Raw genomic sequence first — 19,241 nt, 5'->3', positions numbered from 1 at the left:
ACGGAACCGCCCGGCGGGATGGTGTCCCGCCGAGCGGTTCTCGTCCGGGGTGTGCCCCCGAGCGGGCGGGGCCGGCGTGCGGCCCCGCCCCCCTGCTCAGCTCTTGGCGAGCAGGGAGCGCAGGACGTACTGCATGATGCCCCCGTGCCGGTAGTAGTCGGCCTCTCCGGGGGTGTCGATGCGCACGATCGCCTGGAACTCCTTGTCGTCGGCCCGCACCGTCACGGTCTGCGGGACGCCACCCTCGTTGAGTGCCTCGACACCGATGACGTCGAAGGTCTCCTCACCGGTCAGGCCCAGCGAGCTCGCCGTCTCCCCTTCGGGGAACTGCAGCGGCAGCACGCCCATGCCGATCAGGTTGGAGCGGTGGATGCGCTCGTAGGACTCCGCGATGACGGCGCGAACGCCGAGCAGGGCGGTGCCCTTCGCCGCCCAGTCGCGCGAGGAGCCCGAGCCGTACTCCTTGCCCGCGAGGACGACGAGCGGGATGCCCGCGGCCTGGTAGTTGGCCGAGGCGTCGTAGATGAAGGACTGCGGACCACCCGGGGCGGTGAAGTCGCGGGTGTAGCCGCCCTCCACGCCGTCGAGCAGCAGGTTCTTCAGCCGGATGTTCGCGAAGGTGCCGCGGATCATGACCTCGTGGTTGCCGCGGCGCGAGCCGTAGGAGTTGAAGTCCTTGACCTCGACGCCGTGTTCCTTCAGGTAGTCGGCGGCGGGGGTGCCGACCTTGATCGCGCCCGCCGGGGAGATGTGGTCGGTGGTGACCGAGTCGCCCAGCTTCGCGAGCACCCGGGCGGCGGAGATGTCGGTCACCGGCTCCGGCTTGGGAGGCATGCCCTCGAAGTAGGGGGCCTTGCGGACGTAGGTCGAGTCCGGGTCCCACTCGAAGGTGTTGCCGGTCGGGATCGGCAGCGAGCGCCAGGTCTCGTCGCCCTTGAACACGTCGGCGTAGTCGTGCAGGAACATCTCCTGGTCGATCGAGGAGGCGACGACCGCCGCGATCTCCTCGGGCGCGGGCCAGATGTCGGCGAGGAACACCGGCTCACCGTCCGAGCCCACACCCAGCGGCTCGTTGTTCAGGTCGAGGTCCATGGTGCCCGCGAGGGCGTAGGCGACGACCAGCGGCGGCGAGGCCAGGTAGTTCATCTTGACGTCGGGGTTGATCCGGCCCTCGAAGTTGCGGTTGCCCGACAGCACGGCGGTGACCGCGAGGTCGTTGTCCTGGATCGCGGCGGAGATCTCCTCCTGCAGCGGGCCCGAGTTGCCGATGCAGGTGGTGCAGCCGTAGCCGACCAGGTTGAAACCGATCTTGTCGAGGTACGGCTGCAGGCCGGAGCGCTCGAAGTAGCCGGTGACGACCTGCGAGCCGGGGGCGAGGGAGGTCTTGACCCACGGCTTGCGGGTCAGGCCCTTCTCGACCGCGTTCCTGGCGAGCAGCGCGGCGCCCATCATGACGTACGGGTTGGAGGTGTTGGTGCAGCTGGTGATCGCGGCGATCGTCACCACGCCGTGGTCGATCTCGAAGTCGGTGCCGTCGGCGAGGGTGACCCGCACCACCTTGTGCGGCCGGTCGCCGTCGTGGCCGGCCGGGGTCGGCTTGTCGCCGTTGTCCTGGCGGGAGACGGCCGGGGGGTCGGAGGCGGGGAACGACTCGCCGGACGCCTCGTCGAGCGGGCCCTGGACGCTCGACACGTAGTCCTTGACGGCCGCGCGCCAGGCGCTCTTGGCGTCCGACAGCGCGATGCGGTCCTGAGGGCGCTTGGGGCCGGCGATCGACGGGACGACCGTGGACAGGTCCAGCTCGATGTACTCGGAGAAGACCGGCTCGGCGGCCTCGGGGTCGAGCCACATGCCCTGGGCCTTGGCGTAGGCCTCGACGAGGGCGACCTGCTCGGCGGAGCGGCCGGTCAGCGTGAGGTATTCGGTCGTCTGACCGTCGATCGGGAAGATCGCGCAGGTCGAGCCGAACTCGGGGCTCATGTTGCCGATCGTCGCCCGGTTGGCCAGCGGCACGCTGGAGACCCCGTCACCGTAGAACTCCACGAACTTGCCGACGACACCGTGCTTGCGGAGCATCTCGGTGATCGTGAGGACCAGGTCGGTGGCGGTGGCTCCGGCGGGGAGCCTGCCGGTCAGCTTGAAACCGACCACGCGCGGGATGAGCATGGAGATCGGCTGGCCGAGCATCGCGGCCTCGGCCTCGATGCCGCCCACGCCCCAGCCCAGGACGCCGATGCCGTTCTCCATGGTGGTGTGGGAGTCGGTGCCGACGCAGGTGTCGGGGTACGCGGCCAGCACGGTCTCGCCGTCGATCTCGACGCTTCGCGTCATCACGACCCGGGCGAGGTGCTCGATGTTGACCTGGTGCACGATGCCGGTGCCCGGCGGGACGACCTTGAACTCGTCGAAGGCGGTCTGGCCCCAGCGCAGGAACTGGTAGCGCTCGCGGTTGCGCTCGTACTCCCGTTCGACGTTGCGCTGGAAGGAGTCGGCCCCGCCGAAGAAGTCGACGATGACCGAGTGGTCGATGACCATCTCGGCCGGGGCGAGCGGGTTGATCCTGGCCGGGTCGCCGCCCAGGTCGCGGACGGCCTCGCGCATGGTGGCCAGGTCGACGACGCACGGGACGCCGGTGAAGTCCTGCATGATCACGCGGGCCGGCGTGAACTGGATCTCCACGTTCGGGTTCGCCTTCGGGTCCCACTGGCCGATCGCGCGGATGTGGTCGGCGGTGATGTTCGCGCCGTCCTCCGTGCGGAGAAGGTTCTCCAGAAGGATCTTCAGGCTGTACGGGAGACGCCCCGAGCCCTCCACGGCGTCCAGCCGGTAGATCTCGTATTCCGCGTCACCGACGCGGAGCGTGTCACGGCTGCCAAAGCTGTTCGCGGACACGGTTCGCCTCCCTCATCACCTGATGTCTGGCGCGCCGGCACATAGGGCGCGCTTGAATCCTGCCGCACCGCCCGAGTGCCCCGAACTGTTAGGTCTGCCTAACTTCCAGGTCACCGACAGGCCGCGACAAATGTCTCGACATCAAGATATCCCTCCGGGTATCTCGACATCAAATTACCCCCCAGTATGATCACTGCGGAGCGAGCCGGAGGTACAGCAGCCCGAGAACGACGACGGAAAGCACCGGGGCGAGAAACTTCTGCTCGAAGGCGCGCCCCGTCTTGATGCCGATCTTCCACGGCAGCAGCCACTTCTGCCGCATCGGCCAGAGGACCGGACATCCCTTCTCCGTACAGCAGTCACCCACGACGTGGGTGAGACATCCGATCGCGACCGCCAGCCCCAGCCAGGCGTATCCCACGTTGTCGCTGCGGAACACCACGAACAGCCCGGCCGTCATACCGATGTTGAGCATCGCCGAGGCGAACTTCTTGCCCGGGATGCCGATGCCGATCGCCCGCAGCGCGAGGCCGATGAGCAGCACCACCAGGATGTCGCGGCCGATCGGATAGGTGTTGGCCAGGTAGTGGGCGCCGAAACCCGCGGCGATCGCGAAGACCAGCGAGTGGGTGGCGTTGCGATGGCCACCGGCGAGCCACGAGACCGCCTTGCTCAGCCCCCAGGTGACCGGCCCGAACGTCTGCGCGATCGTCGCGCTCGGATGGTCGAGGTCCGGCAGCATCGCGGCACCGGCGCAGATGATGGCTCCGGCGACGAATTCGGCCGGATTGAGCGCGTTCACCATGACGCCGGTCTCGATGAACCTGGACGTCTCGGTCAGCAAGGGCAGCGCGGCCAGCGCGGGCGCCACCCCCAGCCAGGCGATCGCACCCGTCAGCGCATGCGTATGCCCCATCATCGGTCAAACACCCCCATCAAGATCACCCTGGGAGACTGTACGTCAAAGCCTCCCCCAGATGGAGGACCGTGCCATCGCACACCATCGGCGTGTCGCAGGGGCGGAACGGCCCCGGCACGCGAACACTGATCGTTTTCCGTCGACTCCAGGGTCGCCCGAAGGCGACGATGGCCCGTTTCGATCTCTCCGCCCCTCCACGAAAGATGACCGCCATCCGCATCTTCCTACGAATGGGGAACGGATGGAACGGGCGAACAGTGCCTGGAACGGCGATCGGGAAGCCTCGCGGCGGAGTGGTCGTTCCCATGAGGCGGGTCTCGCGCGAGAAGCCCTCCGGGGAGTCTTCACCGGAGGGCGGAACGCGCACCCGGAAGGGTCGCGATCAAGTGCGGACATGCGAAAACGACAGACGGGACCGTTCCGTACCGAAAGCACCCCCCAGCCCTTCCGGTACGGAACGGATCCCGTCCACGTCCTTTGTAACGTGCAGGTCTCAGGACTTGTTCCAGAATCCGGCAAGAATTACGTGATCTGCCTCACTTCTACTTAGAGTAATCAAAAATTACTCTGTGTAACCATCGGACAAATCCCCCATTTCGCGACATGGGGTTGTCGTCAGAACGTTCGCGATATATCTTTGAAGCATCGAGAGCGATCAAAAGACGATCGCGGTACGGAGGTACGACATGACATCGTCGAACGCGATGGGCGGCCCCTGGGCCGGATTCGGATCCCACGAGGTCAGGCGCGAGATGAAGCGCGCGGCCAGGGAGGCATGGCGGCAGATGGCCGCCGGATGGCACGAGGGCGGCCCGGAGCACGGCCCCCGCACGCCACACCACGGACACCACGAGGGCGGGCCGCACGAGCACCGGCACCGTGGCCACCGCGGCGGCCCCTTCCCCTTCGGCCCCGGGTTCCCCTGGGACCTCGGCCGGGGCGGCAGGGGGGGCAGAGGCCCGTTCGGCGGGGGGCCCTTCGGCGGCGGGCCGCCGTTCGGACGCGGACGCAAGGCGAAGCGCGGCGACGTCCGCGCCGCGATCCTCGCCCTGCTCACCGAGTCCCCCCGCAACGGCTACCAGATCATCCAGGAGATCGACCGGCGCAGCGAGGGCGGCTGGAAGCCGAGCCCCGGAGCGGTCTACCCGGCCCTGCAGCAGCTCACCGACGAGGGCCTGGTCCTGGCCGAGGAGAACGAGGGCCGCAAGACCTTCAGCCTCACCGACGCCGGCCGCGCCTACGTGGCCGAGCACTCCGAGGAGGTGCGCGCCCCGTGGGAGGAGATGACGCCCGAGGTCGACGACAGCACCTGGGAGCTGATGGACATCACCCGCCAGTCGGGGTTCGCCATGCTCCAGATCCTGCAGACCGGCAGTGACGCGCAGATCCGGCAGGCGAAGCAGACCCTGATCGAGACGCGCCGCAAGCTCTACCAGATCTTGGCCGACGGCGACACCGGCGAGGAGTGACCTGACCATGATCCCCCGAGACGACCTCCGCATCGGAGACGCCGAGCGCGACGTGGCGATGGAGGCCCTGCGCGAGCACTACGCACAGGGCCGCCTGACCCGTGATGAGCTCGACGAACGCCTCGAACTGACCCTGGCCGCGCGGACCGGCGGCGAGCTGGCCCGGGTGAGCGCGGACCTTCCCGGCCCGCACGCCTGGCGGCAGGAGGAGCCCGAGAACTCCCGGGGTCCCTGGGGCGCGGGAGCCCCCTGGGGCCCCGGATCGCCCTGGGGGCCGGGCGGAGGGCCGTGGGGGCCGGACGGGCGCCGCGGGCATGCCCACTCCTGGGGCCCTCCCCGGCACGGGGGCCGCCGTCACCACCCCGGCTGGAGCCACCACCGCATGGGCCACCACCTGGGCCACCGTGGCGGGCCTCCGCTCTTCCCCCTCATGTTCCTGGTGCTGGTGGCCGGGGTGCTGATCGGTGGATTCGGGGTGCTCAAGTTCGTCTTCCTCGCCTGGCTGGTGATCGCCGTGCTGGGAATGCTCCGCCGCGGACGGGGACGCTCCGGGAGGCGCCACGACCGGATCGGCCCCCCTGCCTCGTTCTGATCTCCTCCCGGGCGCTTCCGCCCTTGCCCCGATCGGCTCCGGGCGAGCGGGCGGCCCGCCGTTCCTCGGGGCCCCTCGTACCGACCGGTACGAGGGGCCCCGACAGCCCGACAGGAAGAAGCCACCGCGCAGCCAGCCAAACGTCTCGACTCGTAACGACCGGTACGAGGGGCTCCGGCCCGTCAGGTGAGAGACTCCCGCAGCCGCCGCATCTCCTGCGCGATCCCGTCCAGCGTCCAGTGCGCGTTCAGACCGCTCGGGTTGGGCAGCACCCACACCGCCGCGCCGCCGATCCGGGACTCCTGCGGCCCGATCACCGCCTTGGGAACGCCGAACGCCTGCCGGTAGGCGGTCACCCCCGCCACCGCCAGCACCTTCGGCCGGACCTCGGCGACCAGCCTCGCCAGCCGCTCCCCGCCCGCGCGAAACTCCTCGGCGGACAGCTCCGCCGCCCGCGCGGAGGACCGCCGCACCACGTTGGTGATGCCCAGCCCGTAGGAGGGAAGCAGGTCCTGCTCGGCCGGGGACAGCAGCCTGGGGGTGAAGCCCGAGCGGTACAGCGCGGGCCAGAAACGATTGCCCGGCCGGGCGAAGTGGTGGCCGGTGGCGGCGGAGTACAGGCCAGGATTGATCCCGCAGAACAGCACCTCCAGCGAAGGCCCGAGGACGTCCTCGATCGTCGCCTCCCCCGCCGCCTCAAGCTCGGCACGGCTCGGCCGCGCGACGGCCCGCCCTTCGGAGGGCGGGCGTCTCGCGGGCGGGGCACCCCGCTGTTTCCTGGACGGCACGATGCGAACCTAACCCATCTCCTCCCCCGCCCCGGCGGAAAAGCCGAGCGCTTCGTCCTTCTCCGGAGGAGGAGGACTACCGGAACGCGGGGGGCAGGGGCGGGGAGACCTCGGGGGTACCCGGTCCGTGAAGCGTCACCCCCGCCCCGCTCACCCGTGACGGGAGAACTCCGGCCTTCACCCCGGACAGGGAGATCAAAGACGGGGGTCGACCGGTTCGGACTCCAGCGCCAGGACGGCGAAGACCGCCTCGTGCACCCTCCACAGCGGCTCCCCCTCGACCAGCCGGGAGAGCGCCTCAAGCCCCAGCGCGTGCTCGCGCAGGGCGAGCGAGCGCTTGCGGCCCAGGAAGCGGCGGCGCAGGACGTCCAGGCTCTCGGTGTAGTCGGGACCGTAGATGATCCGCAGGTACTCCCGCCCGCGCACCTTGATCCCGGGTTGCACCCGGCTGCGCCCGTCCGGTAGGTCCACCGGCTTGACGACCATCCCCTCGCCGCCCTCGGCGGTCAGCGCCGACCACCACGCCGTGGCCGCCTCCATCGACTCCGGCGAGGTCGGATCCACGAACACGTGCCTGGTGGGCGCGATCAGCGGGTCGTCGAGCCGGGACAGCAGGTCCAGGTGCCAGGAGTGCGGCTCCTGGACCGCGGTCGCCCGGCCCTCGCAGGCGAGGATCTGGAACGGTGCCAGGCGAAGGTCCTCCACCCCGGAGACAGGCCAGCAGTAACGCGCATATGCCTGCCTGAAACGGGCAGCGTTGCTGGAACGGCGTCGGGTGCGGTCCAACAGATCGCCCACATCCAAACCGCGCCCGGCCGCCGCTTCCAGCACGGTGACCGCCTCGGGCAGCACCGCACGGGCCGCGGCACCCACCGACGCGTACTGGCCGCGGATCAGCCCTTCGGCCTTGGCCGACCAGGGCAGCAGCTCGCAGTCGAGGGCGAGCCAGTTCGACCCCAGCTCCTCCATCAGCGGCGCGCACACCCGCCTGAGCCTGTCGACCAGTTCGGTGGTGTCGGCGAAGAACGGCCTTCCCGTACGGGTGTAGACCGTTCCGGCGGTGCCGTCGGTGATCCCGAACCGCGCCGCCGCCACCTCGGGGTCGGCGGCCAGCACGGCCACCGCCCGCGAGCCCATGTGCTTCTCCTCGCACACCACCCGGGTCACCCCGGCCGCGGCGAACTCGGCGAACGCCTCGGCCGGGTGCTCCAGGTATCCGTCCAGGCGGGAGGTCTCCGGGGGCGCCATCGTCGGCGGCAGGTAGACCAGCCAGCGCGGGTCGACCGCGAACCGGCTCATGATCTCCAGGGCCGCGGCCGAGTTCTCCTCCCGGATCTTGACGCGGCCACCGCCGTGGCGCACCTCGATGTGGTGGGTGCCCCGCACGTCGTCGACGGAGAGCAGGCCGGGGTCGCGGTGGCCGGGGGCGGTGAGCGGTTTGACCGGCTCGTACCAGACACGCTCGGCGGGTACCGAGACGATCTCCCGCTCCGGGTAGCGCAGCGCGGTCAGCCGCCCGCCGAAGACCACCCCGGTGTCCAGGCAGAGCGTGTTGTTGATCCACTCGGGCTCGGGAACCGGCGTGTGACCGTAGACGACCATGGCCAGGCCCCGGTACTCGCGTGCCCAGGGGTAGCGCACCGGCAGGCCGTACTCGTCGGTCTCACCGGTGGTGTCGCCGTACAGCGCGAAGGAGCGGACCCTGCCCGAGGCTCGGCCGTGATAGGCCTCCTTGAGCCCGGCGTGGGCGACGACGAGCCTGCCCCCGTCGAGCTGGTAGTGGCTGATCAGCCCGTCCATGAAGGCGAGCGCCTCGCGCCTGAACTCCTCCGGCTCGGCGGCCAGCTGGTCCAGCGACTCCTGAAGGCCGTGGGCCACCCTGACCTTGCGGCCGTTGAGCGCGCGGGCCAGCTTCTGCTCGTGGTTGCCCGACACGCACAGCGCGGTCCCGGCCGCGACCATGCCCATGACCAGCCGGAGCACGCCCGGCGAGTCGGGCCCCCGGTCCACCAGGTCGCCGACGAACACCGCCGTCCTGCCCTCGGGGTGCACGGCCCCCGCACCACCGGGGTCGATCTTCCAGCCGAGGTCGCGCAGCAGCGCCTCCAATTCGGCGCGGCAGCCGTGCACGTCGCCGATGATGTCGAACGGGCCGGTCAGCTCACGCCTGTCGGTCCACGCCTTCTCGGTGACGACCGTGGCGGCCTCGATCTCCTCGGCCCCGCGCAGCACGTGGACCCGGCGGAAACCGTCGCGCGAGATCCTGCTCATGGACCGGCGCAGCTCCTTGCGCTGCCTGACGACCACGCGCGCCCCGAAGTCCCTGTCGGGCCTGGTCTCGTTGCGCGCGACCGCCAGCTCCTCCGGCACGTCCAGGACGATCGCGTCGACCAGCACGTTGTGCGACTTCGCGAGCTCGACCAGCTGCTTGCGCGCCTCCCACTGGACGTTCGTGGCGTCCACGACCGTGAGCAGCCCGCGCCGCAGCCGGGTGCCGACGATGTAGTGGAGCACGTCGAAGGCGTCGGGGGTGGCGGCCTGGTCGTTCTCGTCGTCGGCGACCAGACCCCGGCAGAAGTCGGAGGAGATCACCTGGGTCGGCGCGAAGTGCCTGGCGGCGAAGGTCGACTTGCCGCTGCCGGACACCCCCACGAGCACGACCAGCGACATCTCCGGTACGGCGATCTCAGTCATCTCCACCTCCCGCGTCTCCCGCGCCTCCCGTGCCCGCGCGCCCATCCTTGCCCGCGCTCACAGGACCTCTCACGCTCGTACGGCCCGCAGCGCCTCCGACGCTCACGAACCCGTCCGTGCCCGCGGAACCCTCCGTGCCTCCGGAACCGCCCGACGCGCCCGCGAGGCCGAACAGGGCCATCTGGGTGGGTGGGCCCACCTCGGGGTCGTCGTCGCCGATCGGCAGGAACTCGACGCGGTAGCCGTACTCGCCGCACACCTTCGCCGCCCACGCGCGGAACTCGGCGCGAGTCCATTCGAAGCGGTGGTCGGGGTGGCGCATGCCGTCCAGGGACTCGTAGCGGACGTTGTGCTCGACGTTGGGGGTCGTGACGATCACGTGCCCCGGCCGCGCCGCTCCGAAGACCACCCGCTCCAGCGCGTCCAGACGCGGTGGATCGACGTGCTCGACCACCTCCATCAGCACCGCGGCGTCGTATCCGGCGAACCGGGCGTCGGTGTAGGTGAGCGCTCCCTGGAACAGTTCCAGCCGCTCTCGCCGTCGCTCCGGCATCCGGTCGAGTTTCAACCGCCTGGCCGCGAACGCCAGCGCCCGGGAGGACACGTCCACCCCGGTCACCCTGGTGAAGCGGGGCCGTTCGAGCAGCGCCCCGACCAGCCGGCCGGAACCGCAGCCGAGATCGATGACGGTGCCCGCGTCCAGCCTTTCCAGGGTGGCGAGCACGGCCTCCAGACGCAGGGTGTTCAACGGGCGCCTGACGGCGTCGGCGGGCGCGGAACCTTCCTGTGAGGCCCCACGCGCGGGACCGCTCCGCCCGGCGTACTCCTTCGCGGCGGGGTCCTCCCCCGAGGAACGCTCCGCAGCGGAGCCCTCCTCGGCGGCCCTCTCCGCGGCAGTGTCCTCCCCGTCCTCCCCGTCCTCCTCGTCTTTCCCGGCGTGATCCTCTGTGGCGAGCTCGGCCGCGGGGTCCTCCTCGACCGGGGGTTCGAGGTCCTCCTCCACGTCGTCGCCGATCTCGGCGAGGCGGGCGAAGGCCGTACGGGTGAGGGCCCAGCGGCGGCCGAGGTAGCGGCGGGTGATCAGACCGCGGTCGGGGTGGGAGGCCAGCCACGACCCGCCCGCCCTGATCAGCTTGTCCACCTCGTCGGGGGCCACCCAGTAGTGCTTGGCGTCGTCGAGCACGGGAAGCAGCACGTAGAGCTGGTTGAGCGCGTCGGCCAGGCGGACCTCACCGCGCAGCACCAGCCGCACGTAGCGCGAGTCGCCCCACTCGGGAAACTCCTCGTCGAGCGGGAGCGCGGTCGCCTCGACCCGCCAGCCCAGCGGCTCGAACAACCGGTGCGCGAGCCCGGGACCGCCCCTGCACGGCAGCACGGGCAAGGTGATCTCCAGTGGGATCGGCCCGGCGGCCAGCTCGGGACGGCTCGCACAGCGCCCGGTGCGCGCCGTGCGGAACACGTCGGCCAGCGCCACGGCGAGCAGCGACGAGGCGGCGTAGGGCCGGTCGTTGACGTACTGGCCCAGCGTGTAGTCGGGCGTGGCGCGGTCGCGCGAGCGCACCAGGCGGATCGGGTCGACGTCGAGCATCAGCGCCGCCGTGCAACGCTCCTCGCCCGCCTCGGGGTAGAGGACACGTGCCACGCCGTACGACTGCCCGAACTCCTGGACCCGGCCGGGATGCTTGTGCAGCAGGAAGCCGAGGTCCGTGGCGGGCCGCACGGTGGTGGAGATCGTCAGTAACACCCGGCCCAGTGTGCCGCACGCCCTCCTGGACGGCCATCGGTTAACGGCGGGCCGGTCCGCGGCCGACCCGCCCGTGAACGACGCGCCCCTCATCTCCCGTGAGCCCGTGCCCCGCCCCGCTCCGGTTCGGTCCGCCGGTGACGCGGTGACCTCTGGCGACAGGAGGGGCCGGGAAGGGACGGACCCCGTCCACGGGCGGTGACGTGGACGTGGACGACGCGAAGGCCGGTGACCTACACGCGGAACAGGATCTCGTCCGCGATGAGCTCAAGGTGGTCGAGATCGTCCAGGTCCAGCACCTGCAGGTAGATCCGCTCGGCGCCCAGCTCGGCGAACCGGCCGATCTTCTCGATGACCTCGGCGGGGGTGCCCGCCAGGCCCGCCGCCCGCAGCGCGGCGAGGTCCTGCCCGGTCGCCGCGGCCCGCCGTTCGATCTCCGCGTCGTCGGAGCCGACGCAGACGGTCTGCGCCACGGACAGGAGCACCGGCTCCCTGCCCTCCGCCTCACAAGCCTTCCTGACCCGGTCGAAGGCCTCCGAGGTGTCCTCGGGAGTGCGGAACGGCACGTTGTACTCGTCGGCGAACCGGGCGACCAGACGTGGGGTGCGCCTGGCGCCGGTGCCGCCGATGATGATCGGCGGCTTCGGGCTCTGCGCGGGCTTGGGCAGCGCGGGCGAGTCGGCCAGCCTGTAGTGGGCGCCCTCGAAGGAGAAGGTCTCGCCCACCGGCGTGGTCCAGAGCCCGACCAGTATCTCCAACTGCTCCTCGAACCGCCCGAACCGCTCGCCGACCGGCGGGAACGGGATGCCGTACGCGATGTGCTCGGCGTCGTACCAGCCGGTGCCCAGGCCCAGCTCGACCCGCCCGCGGCTCATCTGGTCGACCTGGGCCACACTGATCGCGAGCGGGCCCGGCAGCCGGAAGGTGACCGGCGTGACCATGGTGCCGAGACGGATCGTGGAGGTGTCCCTGGCCAGGCCCGCCAGGGTCGTCCAGGCGTCGGTGGAGCCGGCCCCCGCCTCGCCGGGGCCGATCCGCATGTAGTGGTCGGAGCGGAAGAAGGCGTCGAACCCCAGCCGCTCCGCGGCCAGCGCTACCGCCAGCAACTCGTCGTAGGTGGCACCCTGCTGCGGTTCAGTGAAGATCCTCAACTTCATGAGAGCCATTATCCGGGCACTCCGGACGGCATCCGTTGAAAGCCCGCGCCGTGGCGGGAACGCTTGCTAACGTTCTGGCCTCTGACGCAACGGGTAGCGGGCCGACGACTCACAGCGATCGTCCCCTGGCCGTCGAGGAGGGGATCACATGTCTGTGGCGACCGAACGCCCCGGCACCCGCAGGACCCGCGAGCCCGGCACTCCACCCCGGCCCCTCGTGGTGCTCGCCTCGATCGCGCTCGCCGCGGGCACCGGGGCCGCGGTCTGGCTGCTGCCCTCCAGGGCGCACGGCGAGTGGGCCGTCGTCGGGCGGGCCGGGCCGAGTGCGACGTCCTCGGGGCCGGTCTCGCGGCCGACGGCCACACCGTCGGCCACACCTGCCGTCGCCCGCCCGTCGGGCTTCGTGACCTTCGTGGACGCGGCCCGCGGGCCGCGTTTCAACCTGTCGAGGGAGGTGCGGAGGGGCCACGTGCGCTGGTTCACGCTGGGCCACCTCACCGCCGGACAGAAAGGCTGCGTGCCCAGGTGGGGAGGGCTCGGGGCGCGGGCCGGCGGCCCGCTCGCCGATCGGCTCGCCCCGCTGCGCGCCGCGGGCGGGAACGCGGGCATCGCCTTCGGCGGCCCCGAGGGGCGCGAGCTCGCCGCGGCCTGCTCCGATCCGGCCAGGCTCACCGCCGCCTACCGCCGGGCGATCGGCGTCTTCGGTGCCGCCTACATCGACTTCGAGGTCTCCGCCCCCGGGGATGACGCCGTCGTGCTGCGGCGGGCCAGGGCGATCGCGGCCCTGCAGCGCGAGGCCGCCCGCGAGGGCCGTTCCCTCACCGTGAGCTTCACCCTCCCGATCACGAGAGCGGGCCTGTCCCCGGGCGACCAGGAGATGCTCCGGGCCACCCGGTCGGCGGGCGCCGAGATCGCCGCCGTCAACCTCCTGGCACCCCTCGGCACCGCCCCGGTCACCGAGAGCCGCCTGCGCCCGATCGCCTCGGCCGTCCGTGCCGCGCATCCGCAGATAGCCCGTTCCCTGGGCGAGAGCACCGCCTGGCGTCGGATCGCCCTCACGCCCGTGCTCGCCAGGTCCGGCGACCTCACCCGGCTGGAGGCCCGCAGGCTCGCCGCCTTCAGCAGCCGCAACCATCTGGCGTGGCTCTCCGCCAGGGGCGCGGCCCTCTCCCCCGGCATCGCCAGGTTCCTCATCGGCGCGACGCGCTAGACAGGCACCTCCTTTGGGGTTATGAATGGGTTATAACCCTTCTCTAACCCCAAAGGGGCGACCTGATGCCGAAGATCAATGTCTACCTGCCGGACGAGCTGGCCGAGGCGGTGAAGAAGGCGGGGGTGCCGGTCTCCGCCGTCTGCCAGCGGGCTCTGGAACAGGCGGTACGGCGGGTGACCGCCATCCGCGAGACGGCGCTCGGCGCCTCCGGCCTCGACGACCTGACGGCGCGCCTCACCCACTTCACCCCGCGGGCCCGGGAGGTGGTGAAGCTCTCGGTGGAGCAGGCGAGGGCACTGGGCGCGACGGAGGTCGGCACCGAGCACCTGCTGGGCGGCATGCTCGCCGAAGGAGGCAATCTAGCGCTCCAGGTTCTCGGTGCCCTGGAGATCGACCCCGAGGAGGTGCGGCGGCGCCTGGACCGGCTCGGCCGCGACGCCCCGGTCCCTGTCGCCGAGACCACCTCCTCCGGCTCCTCCGAGACCCTCACCTTCGGCGGGCCCGCGGCGGCGGCCCTGGAGATGACCGTCACCGAGGCCACCTCGCTCGGCCACAACTACGTCGGCTGCGAGCACCTGCTCCTCGGGCTGGTCGCGGAACCGGACGGTGCGGCCGGGCGCATCCTGCGGGAACTGGGCGCCGAGCACCGGCTGACCCGCCACGCGGTCTCGGCCGCACTCGCCGGATACGTCCACCTGAGAGCACAGACCCGGGCCACCACCGCTCCCCCGGTCACTCCCCCGGTCCTGCCCGCCGACGCGGCGAGCGCCCTGTCGGCGGCCGTACGCGAGGAGCTGCGCCCCGTCCTGCTCAGGCTCGAACGACTGGAGGAGCGCCTCGGCCCGGCGGACGAGGCGTAGTCGTGGACACGCCCACCCACGCGACCGTGTCTCCGTCCGCGTCTCCGTCCGCGGCCACCCCCCGTGCCGTGCACCCGGTCCTCTGCCTGGCCGCGGGCGTGATCGCACGGCTGGTCACGGGGGTGGCCGTCGGCGTGCTCGTGGGGATGGGTTCCGGCGTGCTCGCCGGGGTGCCGGCGGGCATGATCGCGGGCATGCTCGTGCGTCTCCCGTACGCGGAGAGGGCGCGGCACCGAAGATCCCTTCGATGACCGGCCGACCGGCACCGCTCACACCTGCTCACACCTGCTCACACCTGGCGGGATGCTCGCGACTCCACACCCGTCCTCCCACGGGCCAACGGAGTGACACCGTCGAAGGGCCGTTGCCCGGAGCGCGGCGAAGGATCACCGGTGCCCCGGGACCGCTACCCGCTCTCCTCGGGGTCGCGGATGGGGATCCTGGCCACGAAGCGCGCGCCGCGTTCGGAGTCCTCGATGGTCAGCGTCCCGCCGTGGCGCTCGGCGATCCCTCTGGCGATCGCGAGGCCGAGTCCGGTGCCCCCCTGGTCCTTGCTGCGGGCGGCCTCCAGCCGCGCGAAGCGCTGGAACACGTACTCCCGCTGGTCGGGAGAGATCCCGGGCCCGTCGTCGCCGACCTCCAGCACGGCGTCGTCCCCCTCCCGGCGGACCGAGACCGTGACCGTGGAGGTGGCGTGCCGCTCCGCGTTGTCCAGAAGGTTGGCGATCAGCCGGGCGAGCTGGAGCCGGTCCGCGGTGACCACCACGTCCGGTTGGGGGTCGGTCACGACCCTCGCCCGGCGGACACGGCGAGCGAGTTCGAAATCGGCCAGTTCACTCAGGTCCACCCGTTCCCCCAAGTCGACGCCGCCGGCGTCGACCCGGGCGAGTTCGAGCAGGTTGGTGACGATCGCCTGCAGCCGGTGGAGGCTGTCCAGGAGGGCGTCCGCCGTGGCGGGCCAGTCGGCCTCCTCCTGATGCAGCAGCGCCTCCTCCACCTGGGCGCGCATCGCGGTGATGGGACTGCGCAGATCGTGGGAGGCGTCGTAGGCGAAACGCCGTTCCCGCTGAAGCGCCGCCTCCAGCCGATCCAGGGTCTGGTTCACGATCTCGGCCAGCTGCCGGATCTCGTCGTGGTGCTCGGGCACCGGCACTCGGCGGCCCAGGTCGGTCGAGGTGATCTCGGCCAGCTCGGTGCGCATCGCCTCGATGGGGGCGAGGGTCTTGCCGACCGTGCGGTAGGTGCCGACCGCCGTGACTCCGACCAGCAGCGCGGATCCGCCCAGCAGCGCGGCGAGCAGGAAATGGTGAACGTACGGCGGGACGACGGGCTCGGCGCCGTAGATGATCCAGTGGCCTCCGTGCGCGTGGACCCGCAGGCCCACGACGATCACGCACGCGTCGGGGTTCGGCGTGCCGCAGACGACCCCGCCCTTCGGCGAGAACTCCTCCGGGGGGACGAAGGAGGCCATCCGCGGCTTGCCGGTCATCCGGGAGTTCGCCGCCACGACCCGGCCGGTCGGGCCCACCACCTGGAGGGCCACGATGCCCAGGTCGGGGAGCACCGGGGGCAGCCGGTCGCTCAGGAGGAGAGGAAGCACGCGCAGCTTCACCCGAAGGATTCGGTCGGCACGGTCCTCCGTCGCGTCCTGGTGGGCGCCCACCAGGATCAACGCGCAGAAGGTCGCGCACATCAGTGCCATCAGGACAGCGGCCAGCACCGTCATCCGGGCCCGCACGGACCAGTCGCGCCGCATGTTCACCGTCCTCCATCCCTGACGATCACGCTAAACGCGTGTCGCGCGAGGAAGCGGCGACCACCAGGCAAGGAGGCGCAAACTGTGAATCAAGAGAACGGAGCGGACGGGAAGACACGGTCGCCGTCCCCGAAAAACCCGCGACGGCCACGCTCGAACCGAGGTTCGAGCGTGGCCGTCGTGGAGACGGACCGGGCGGTACGCCTAGGGTTTCGGTCCCGGCTGGGGTTCTCGTTCGGCAGGTGAGGGGACGGGCTTCGGGTCGCGGCGGTTGGCGTACATGCTCGTGATCGTGACGATGGCCAGGACCCCGATGATGACCCCCAGCGAGAGCGGGGTGGGAATCTCCGGGACCCACGACCAGACACCGTGCGCCCAGTGCAGGACGAGCTTGATCCCGATGAAGGCCAGGATGATGCTGAGCCCGTGGTTCAGGTGCCGCAGCTTCGCCAGGACGCCCTGGAGCACGAAGTAGAGCGCCCGCAGGCCCATCAGGGCGAAGGCGTTCGTGGCGAAGACGATGAACGGGTCCTCGGTCACGCCGTACACGGCGGGCACCGAGTCGACGGCGAAGACGATGTCGGTGGCGAAGACGGCCACGATGGCCAACGCCAGCGGAGTCAGGGCCCGGCGGCCGTCCTGGCGAACAACCAGGTGGGAGCCGTGGTAGTCGTTGGTGACCGGCATGAAGCGCCGCAGCAGCCGCACCGAGCGCATGGAGGAGACGTCGACCTTGTGCTCCTCCCCGCTCAGCGCGTCCTTGAAGATCTTCCATGCGGTGAAGAGCAGGATCCCGCCGAAGAGCAGGAACGCCCACGTGCCGCTCTGCAGGACGGCCGCCCCCAGCGCGATGAAGATCGCGCGCAGCACCAGCGCCCCGACGATGCCGTACAGCAGGACCCGCTGGGCCAGCGCGGGCGGGACCGCGAAGGCCGACAGCAGCAGCATGAACACGAACAGGTTGTCCACCGACAGCGACTTCTCCACCACGTATCCGGTGAAGAACTCCACCGCCACCCCGGACCCGAAGGCCCCCCACACGTAGAAGCCGAAGATCAGAGGCAGCACCAGGTAGAAGACCGACCAGCCCACCGCCTCGCGCATCCGCACCTCGTGCGGGCGCCGGGTGATCATGAAGTCCACGGCCAGCAGCAATATCAGGGCGGCTACGGTGATCGCCCACAGTTGCGGCGAACCGATGGTTTCAAGACTGGCTACCGACAGGACTGTCTCAGCGGACATGACCCTCCTCGAACGCGCGCTCGGCTGTTCGAGGTCTCCTTCGCCTGTTTTCGCAGGCGGCCGCCCGGGGCCGTTATGAAACGTCCGTATTGACCGGGTCGGCTCTTGGGAAGTACTCCCCTCGTCGTCCTAGGTTAGACCGTTTCTCGAGCGGTGCTCTACCCCGGGGTTCGCGCGACCTCTGAGCCACCCGGATTTTCGGGCCGGCAGGAAACCCCACCCGCCGAGGGCGCGACGAGCCGCCTCGGAGGGCCGGGGGCCGTCGTTTCCCCGCTTCGCGCGGTCATCCGCGGCCTCGCCGGGTGACCGCGTCACCGGCCGCGCCCACCGCGAGGCCGAGGACGATCATGATGACGTAGCTGTAGATCTCGTAACCGCCGGGGGCGAGGAACCGAACGAATCCCATGAGATGAATCCAGCCGAACCACTCGTGCAGAAGGCCGCTCGCGCCGCCGACGACGAGGACGAAGCAGATCAGGCCGGACAGTGCCGCCAGAGGGGGCTTCGGCGGGGTGGTGGAGGTCATGACCCCGACGGTAGGCGCGCGGTGCCCGGCTCGGGATCGGGCCGAGGATGGCCGGGCGGTGACCAAGGATGGCCGTCGGCGGGCCCTGCGGTCGTACTTAAGTATCCGGTCGCGGCACGGGCGCCGGGACACGGGCCGGAGGCCGCGTAAATTCCTGGAGTATGCGCCGCATCCACCGCACCCGCCGCGACCGGGTCACCGACGTGGCGCTGTTCCTCTTCGCCGCCTGTTTCGCCGCCGTCAGCTCGCAGTCCATACCGGTCCCCGAGACCCTCGACCCCGTGTGGCGGGACGTCGACCAGGTGGTCGGCGGGCTGGGGGGCGCCGCGACGCTGTTGCGGCGGAGATGGCCGGTACCGCTCGCGGTGGTGCTGCTGGTGGCGGGCACCTGGGCGCACTACCTGACCGGTCCGGCGATGGTGGCGGTGTTCACGGTGGCCGCGACCCGTCCGTGGCGGGTCACCGCGTGGGTGGCGGCGCTGGCCTTCGCACCGTTGCCCGTCTTCCTGTGGCAGGTGGCGGAGCTGTCCGGGGAACGTACGGGATCGGCGCTGACGTACTTCGCGCTGATCGCCGGGGCGATCGGGTGGGGACTGTTCCGGCGGTCCCGGCAGCAGCTGATCGCCTCGCTGCGAGAGCGCGCGGAGCTGGCCGAGGCGGACGCGGAGTTGCGGGCCGAATGGGCACGGCGGGAGACGCGGGAGGAGATCGCCCGCGAGATGCACGACGTGCTCGGCCATCGGCTGTCACTGCTGAGCGTGCACGCCGGAGCGCTGGAGTTCAACCCGGGCGCGCCCCGGGAGGAGATCGCGCGGGCCGCCGGGGTGATCCGGGAGAGCGCCCACCTCGCCCTGCGCGACCTGCGCGAGGTGATCGGGATACTGCGGGCCGGGCCGGACGAGGGCGAGCGACCGCAGCCGGAACTCGCGGACCTGGCCCGGCTGGTGGCGGAGGCACGGGCGACGGGCGGCCGGATCGAGCTGACCGGGCCGCCGGACGGGCGGATACCGCCGCCCGCGGTGGGGCGCACGGCGTACCGGATCGTGCAGGAGGCGCTGACCAACGCGCGCAAGCACGCGCCCGGCGCGGCGGTGGCGGTGGCGGTGAGCGGGTCCCCTGACGGCCGGCTCACGGTGGAGGTCCGCAACGCGCCGCCACCGGGACCGGCTTCGATCTGTGGCGGAGGCGAGGGAGGGAGCACGGACGGAGACGGGAGCGCGGGCGGGCAGGGGTTGATCGGGCTCGCCGAACGGGCCAGGCTGGCGGGCGGCGAGCTGACGGCCGGCCCCACCGACGGCGGGTTCCTGGTCCACGCCTGGCTGCCCTGGTCCACGACGGGCGTCGCGTCCCCCGCGTACCGGAGTTCCGCGAGCGGGAAGGGGGAATGAG

At 71.1% G+C, this 19,241-nt stretch carries 15 protein-coding genes; 6 read left to right on the top strand and 9 right to left on the bottom strand.

The features are described from left to right. Positions 1-96 precede the first annotated feature (96 nt). Together acnA and ABT352_RS21610 are read right to left on the bottom strand one after the other, a co-directional pair. On the bottom strand, positions 97-2,892 hold the full coding sequence (acnA, locus tag ABT352_RS21615; protein WP_350946671.1) for an aconitate hydratase AcnA: 2,796 nt from the start codon (positions 2,890-2,892) through the stop codon (positions 97-99). 190 nt (positions 2,893-3,082) lie between these two features. Beyond that, positions 3,083-3,811 (bottom strand): metal-dependent hydrolase, encoded by a 729-nt coding sequence (locus ABT352_RS21610; protein ID WP_350946670.1) that lies wholly within the window; start codon positions 3,809-3,811, stop codon positions 3,083-3,085. Between the two features lie 686 nt (positions 3,812-4,497). Between ABT352_RS21610 and ABT352_RS21605 the strand changes: the two genes are divergently transcribed. Together ABT352_RS21605 and ABT352_RS21600 are read left to right on the top strand one after the other, a co-directional pair. Next, a complete protein-coding gene (locus tag ABT352_RS21605; RefSeq protein ID WP_350946669.1) occupies positions 4,498-5,280 on the top strand; it encodes a PadR family transcriptional regulator in 783 nt (260 codons plus the stop codon). A gap of 7 nt (positions 5,281-5,287) precedes the next feature. Continuing rightward, positions 5,288-5,872: a DUF1707 SHOCT-like domain-containing protein gene (locus tag ABT352_RS21600; protein WP_350946668.1), complete on the top strand. Its 585-nt coding sequence runs from the start codon at positions 5,288-5,290 to the stop codon at positions 5,870-5,872. Positions 5,873-6,054: 182 nt separating this feature from the next. On the opposite strand, the gene mug is transcribed toward ABT352_RS21600, so the two are convergent. From mug to ABT352_RS21580, 4 genes are all read right to left on the bottom strand, one after another. Continuing rightward, positions 6,055-6,549 carry a G/U mismatch-specific DNA glycosylase gene (gene mug / locus ABT352_RS21595; protein ID WP_350946852.1) on the bottom strand — a complete coding sequence of 165 codons (495 nt, stop codon included), beginning with the start codon at positions 6,547-6,549 and terminating at the stop codon, positions 6,055-6,057. Between the two features lie 306 nt (positions 6,550-6,855). Further along, the gene (locus ABT352_RS21590) at positions 6,856-9,354 is read right to left on the bottom strand and encodes a polynucleotide kinase-phosphatase (RefSeq protein ID WP_350946667.1); all 2,499 of its coding nucleotides are present in this window, start codon (positions 9,352-9,354) and stop codon (positions 6,856-6,858) included. Continuing rightward, positions 9,347-11,098: a 3' terminal RNA ribose 2'-O-methyltransferase Hen1 gene (locus ABT352_RS21585; RefSeq protein ID WP_350946666.1), complete on the bottom strand. Its 1,752-nt coding sequence runs from the start codon at positions 11,096-11,098 to the stop codon at positions 9,347-9,349. Before ABT352_RS21585 ends, ABT352_RS21590 begins: the two co-directional genes overlap by 8 nt. Positions 11,099-11,331: 233 nt before the next feature. After that, on the bottom strand, positions 11,332-12,255 hold the full coding sequence (locus tag ABT352_RS21580) for an LLM class F420-dependent oxidoreductase (protein WP_350946665.1): 924 nt from the start codon (positions 12,253-12,255) through the stop codon (positions 11,332-11,334). A 148-nt stretch (positions 12,256-12,403) separates the two neighbouring features. Here ABT352_RS21580 and ABT352_RS21575 point away from each other — a divergent pair, with 148 nt between their 5' ends. The 3 genes from ABT352_RS21575 to ABT352_RS21565 all read left to right on the top strand — a co-directional run bounded on the left by ABT352_RS21575 (position 12,404) and on the right by ABT352_RS21565 (position 14,579). Next, the gene (locus ABT352_RS21575; protein ID WP_350946664.1) at positions 12,404-13,465 is read left to right on the top strand and encodes a glycoside hydrolase family 18 protein; all 1,062 of its coding nucleotides are present in this window, start codon (positions 12,404-12,406) and stop codon (positions 13,463-13,465) included. Between the two features lie 65 nt (positions 13,466-13,530). Further along, positions 13,531-14,328, top strand: coding sequence for a Clp protease N-terminal domain-containing protein (locus tag ABT352_RS21570; RefSeq protein WP_350946663.1), 798 nt, complete (start codon positions 13,531-13,533; stop codon positions 14,326-14,328). A 2-nt stretch (positions 14,329-14,330) separates the two neighbouring features. Continuing rightward, positions 14,331-14,579 (top strand): hypothetical protein, encoded by a 249-nt coding sequence (locus ABT352_RS21565; protein ID WP_350946662.1) that lies wholly within the window; start codon positions 14,331-14,333, stop codon positions 14,577-14,579. A 155-nt stretch (positions 14,580-14,734) separates the two neighbouring features. Here ABT352_RS21565 and ABT352_RS21560 read toward each other — a convergent pair whose 3' ends face one another. The 3 genes from ABT352_RS21560 to ABT352_RS21550 all read right to left on the bottom strand — a co-directional run bounded on the left by ABT352_RS21560 (position 14,735) and on the right by ABT352_RS21550 (position 17,852). Beyond that, complete coding sequence (locus tag ABT352_RS21560; protein ID WP_350946851.1) at positions 14,735-16,084, bottom strand: sensor histidine kinase; 1,350 nt, start codon at positions 16,082-16,084, stop codon at positions 14,735-14,737. A gap of 204 nt (positions 16,085-16,288) precedes the next feature. Then, on the bottom strand, positions 16,289-17,326 hold the full coding sequence (locus tag ABT352_RS21555) for a TerC family protein (protein WP_350946661.1): 1,038 nt from the start codon (positions 17,324-17,326) through the stop codon (positions 16,289-16,291). A gap of 283 nt (positions 17,327-17,609) precedes the next feature. After that, positions 17,610-17,852: a hypothetical protein gene (locus tag ABT352_RS21550; RefSeq protein ID WP_350946660.1), complete on the bottom strand. Its 243-nt coding sequence runs from the start codon at positions 17,850-17,852 to the stop codon at positions 17,610-17,612. A 161-nt stretch (positions 17,853-18,013) separates the two neighbouring features. Here ABT352_RS21550 and ABT352_RS21545 point away from each other — a divergent pair, with 161 nt between their 5' ends. Further along, on the top strand, positions 18,014-19,240 hold the full coding sequence (locus ABT352_RS21545) for a sensor histidine kinase (RefSeq protein WP_350946659.1): 1,227 nt from the start codon (positions 18,014-18,016) through the stop codon (positions 19,238-19,240). Position 19,241 lies beyond the last annotated feature (1 nt).

Origin of the sequence: Streptosporangium sp. NPDC000563 (assembly GCF_040299985.1) — a bacterium.
GTDB lineage: Bacteria > Actinomycetota > Actinomycetes > Streptosporangiales > Streptosporangiaceae > Streptosporangium.
Note: the sequence above shows the minus strand (reverse complement) of the source record. Positions and strands in the feature narration are given on the sequence as shown.